This is a genomic window from Aeromonas schubertii (genome assembly GCF_000820105.1).
In the GTDB taxonomy this organism is placed as follows: Bacteria; Pseudomonadota; Gammaproteobacteria; order Enterobacterales; family Aeromonadaceae; genus Aeromonas; species Aeromonas schubertii.
On sequence record NZ_CDDB01000043.1, the window covers coordinates 1 to 2,124 of the forward strand.

A 2,124-nucleotide genomic window follows, 5' to 3' on the forward strand; every position below is an offset into this window, starting at 1 on the left:
CGCTCCATTCTGGCGAGGGCCGCACGCAGGGTGGCGCGAGTGCAGCCGAAGTTGAGGCGCACGAAGCGACCATCCCCAAACTGGGCCCCCGGGGAGAGGCCAACCCCTGCCTGCTCGAAGAAGGGGATGGGGTGTTCCAGATCCAGGCCCGAGACATCCAGCCAGGCCAGGTAGGTGGCCTGATGGCGAGCCAGGGTGACGCCAGGCCAGCGTGCGACCGCCTCCTCGATGAGGGTCAGGTTGCCCCTGAGGTAGTCGAGCAACCCGCGGTGCCAGGACTCCCCTCCCTCGTAGGCGGCCTCGGCGGCCACGAAGCCGAGCAGATTGATGTCGGCACTGATCCCCCGCATCGCCTGCTGCAGCTTGACGCGAAGGCGTTCGTTGGGCACGACGGCGAAGGCACAGCAGAGGCCGGCGATATTGAAGGTCTTGCTCGGTGCCATCATGACGGCACTGCGCTGGGCCGCTCCTTCGCTGAGCGCCCCATAGGGGATATGCGGCGCAGCCGGATCGAGGATGAGGTCACAGTGGATCTCGTCGGAACAGATCACCAAATTGTGGCGCTCGGCGATGGCATCGATGGCCGTGAGCTCGTCACGGGTAAAGACGGTGCCCCCGGGATTGTGGGGGTTGCACAGCAGCAGCAGATCCGCCCCCGGAGCCTGGCGCTCCAGCTCCTCCATATCCAGGGTCCAGCGGCCGGACTCCTCCTTCATGGGCACGGTCAGCAGGGGGCGCTCGTTAAAGCCCGGCGCCTGCAGGAAGGGGTAGTAGACAGGGCTCGGTGTGAGCACGCCACGACCGGGATTGGTCCAGGCACGACAGGCCAGATTGAGGCCCGGTACAACCCCCGGCAGGAACACCAGCCATTCGGGCTGGAGCCGCGCCACGATGAGCTCGATGAGGCGCGGGGAGGGACGCGAGTAGCCAAACACCCCGTGAGCCACCCGCCGGGTCAGGGCATCCAGCACCGCAGGAGGAGAGACAAAATCCATGTCGGCCACCCACATGGGCAGTACATCCTGGCCCCTGTACTTGTCCCACTTCAGGCTCATGGTGTTTGTGCGATCAATTTCCTTATCAAAATCAAACATGTTCTCATTCCACGCCGGCTCAAGTTGCCAACACTCTACGGGGGCACTCCAGAGGGTGCAAGGGGGAGCGGCACAATTGACAAGGACGTAAAAAGACCCGATAACCCATACGGGTTTATCTCGGCTCCCCGGTCAGCTCAGGTTCAGCATTCTATGAAAATGGTCAGCGCTCTTCGCCGGAGGGGGGATCCCGTCTCCCTCTCTTTTCTCGCGGTCACCTTTGTCACCGGCATGGCCGTGGCGCTACAGGTGCCCACTCTCTCCCTGTTTCTGGCCCAGGAGGTGGGGGTGCGCCCCTTCCTCATCGGCCTCTTCTACACCATCAATGCCGTGGTGGGAATTCTGGTCAGCCAGTGGCTGGCGCACCACTCCGATCGGCACGGAGGACGCAAGGGATTGATCCTGCTCTGCTGCGGCGCCGGGGTTCTGGTCTCCCTGCTGTTTGCGTTTGACAGGCACTATTGGTTGCTCGCCTCGCTCGGGGTCTTGCTCGGCAGCATCGCGGGCACCTCGAGTCCTCAGCTGTTTGCCCTGGCCCGTGAGCATGCGGATCGCGAGGGCAAGCGCGCCGACATGTTCAGCTCTGTGATGCGGGCCCAGTTCTCGCTGGCCTGGGTCATAGGCCCCCCGCTCGCCTTTGCCATCGCCATCGGTTATGGCTTCACCCCTATGTACCTGGCCTCGGCTCTCGCCTTCGCGGTCTGCGCCGCCATCGTCTGGCGCTGGCTCCCCGCTTTGCCGTTACCCCGGGTCGAGGCGATACCATCCGGGGGGAGCAGTTGGCGAGACAAGGATGTGCGGGCGCTGTTTATGGCCTGCACCCTGATGTGGACCTGTAACAGTATGTACCTCATCAACATGCCCCTCTATCTCACCCGGGAACTGGGGTTGGAGGAGCGACTGGCCGGGCTGCTGATGGGAACGGCGGCGGCCCTCGAGATCCCCTTCATGTTGCTGGCGGGCCACTACACCCGGCGCCTTGGCAAGCGACCCATGATGCTGGTGGCGACCCTGGCCGGGGTGCTCTTCT

General features: G+C 64.1%; 2 protein-coding genes. One reads left to right on the top strand and one right to left on the bottom strand.

Going from position 1 to position 2,124, the window contains the following annotated elements; genetic code table 11:
- The coding region (locus BN1133_RS08900; RefSeq protein ID WP_050666189.1) for a MalY/PatB family protein at positions 1–1,094 on the bottom strand (1,094 nt) is incomplete at its 3' end.
- Positions 1,095–1,247: 153 nt separating this feature from the next.
- On the opposite strand from BN1133_RS08900, the gene BN1133_RS08905 reads away from it, so the two are divergent.
- Positions 1,248–2,124, top strand: an 877-nt coding sequence (locus BN1133_RS08905; RefSeq protein ID WP_050666190.1) for an MFS transporter, incomplete at its 3' end; no start/stop codon positions are given.